At 57.4% G+C, this 1,888-nt stretch carries 1 protein-coding gene; it reads left to right on the plus strand.

Annotated features, from left to right (window positions below):
• Positions 1 to 1,888 (plus strand): beta strand repeat-containing protein (locus tag QNM19_RS04780; RefSeq protein WP_284026429.1); only part of this gene is annotated, 1,888 nt, incomplete at both ends.

Consider the following 1,888-nt stretch of genomic DNA (forward strand, 5'->3'; position numbering starts at 1 on the left):
CGCCGTCGGCACTGACCATTACCACCCCGATTGAAACCGATGGGATCGTCAATGCGGCAGAAGACAATGACGTGCTGATCGCCGGTTCAGGCGCGGAGTCCGGCAACAGCGTGACGGTAACCATCACAGATAACAATTCAACGGTCAGTCGTACCGTGACCGCCGACAGCTCAGGAAACTGGACCCTAAGCGGCAGTGAGCTGGATGTCAGCGGCCTGAACAATGGCACGCTAACCGTGTCGGCCACCCAGGCGGATACGGCAGGTAACACTTCAACTGCTGCGACTCAGACGATTACATTAGATAACGCGGCACCGTCGGCACTGACCATCACCACCCCGATTGAAACGGATGGGATCGTCAATGCGGCCGAAGACAATGACGTGCTGATTGCTGGTTCTGGCGCAGAGTCGGGTAACAGCGTGACGGTAACCATCACAGATAACAATTCAACAGTCAGCCGTACTGTGACGGCAGACAGCTCAGGTAACTGGACGCTGAGCGGCAGTGAGCTGGACGTCAGTGGCCTGAACAATGGCACGCTAACCGTGTCGGCCACTCAGGCGGATACGGCAGGTAACACCTCGACCGCAGCCACGCAAAGCATTACGCTGGATAACGCAGCGCCGTCGGCACTGACCATCACCACGCCGATTGAAACCGATGGGATCGTCAATGCAGCAGAAGACAATGACGTGCTGATCGCCGGTTCAGGCGCAGAGTCGGGTAACAGCGTGACGGTAACCATCACAGATAACAATTCAACAGTCAGCCGCACTGTGACCGCAGACAGCTCAGGAAACTGGACGCTGAGCGGCAGTGAGCTCGATGTCAGTGGCCTGAATAATGGCACGCTAACCGTGTCGGCCACACAGACGGATACGGCAGGCAACAGCTCAACCGCAGCGACGCAAAGCATTACGCTGGATAACGCAGCGCCGTCGGCACTGACCATCACCACCCCGATTGAAACGGATGGGATCGTCAATGCGGCCGAAGACAATGACGTGCTGATTGCCGGTTCTGGCGCAGAGTCCGGCAACAGCGTGACGGTTACCATTACAGATAACAATTCAACAGTCAGCCGTACTGTGACGGCAGACAGCTCAGGAAACTGGACGCTGAGTGGCAGTGAGCTGGACGTCAGTGGTTTAAACAATGGCACGTTAACCGTGTCGGCCACACAGACGGATACGGCAGGCAACAGCTCGACCGCAGCCACGCAAAGCATTACGCTGGATAACGCAGCACCGTCGGCACTGACCATCACCACCCCGATTGAAACGGATGGGATCGTTAACGCGGCGGAAGACAACGATGTGTTGATCGCCGGTTCTGGCGCGGAGTCCGGCAACAGCGTGACGGTAACCATCACAGATAACAATTCAACAGTCAGCCGCACCGTGACCGCAGACAGTTCAGGCAACTGGACGCTGAGTGGCAGTGAGCTGAACGTCAGTGGCCTGAACAATGGCACGTTAACCGTGTCGGCCACGCAGACAGATACGGCAGGCAACAGCTCGACCGCAGCCACGCAAAGCATTACGCTGGATAACGCAGCGCCGTCGGCACTGACCATCACCACCCCGATTGAAACGGATGGTATCGTTAATGCCGCAGAAGACAACGACGTGCTGATCGCCGGCTCAGGCGCTGAGTCCGGCAACAGCGTGACGGTAACCATCACAGATAACAATTCAACGGTCAGTCGTACTGTGACCGCAGACAGCTCAGGCAATTGGACGCTGAGTGGCAGTGAGCTGGATGTCAGTGGCCTGAACAATGGCACGTTAACCGTGTCGGCCACGCAGACAGATACGGCAGGCAACAGCTCGACCGCAGCCACGCAAAGCATTACGCTGGATAACGCAGCGCCGTCGGCACTGAC

This window comes from Pseudoalteromonas ardens, assembly GCF_030125445.1.
Classification (GTDB): Bacteria; Pseudomonadota; Gammaproteobacteria; order Enterobacterales; family Alteromonadaceae; genus Pseudoalteromonas; species Pseudoalteromonas ardens.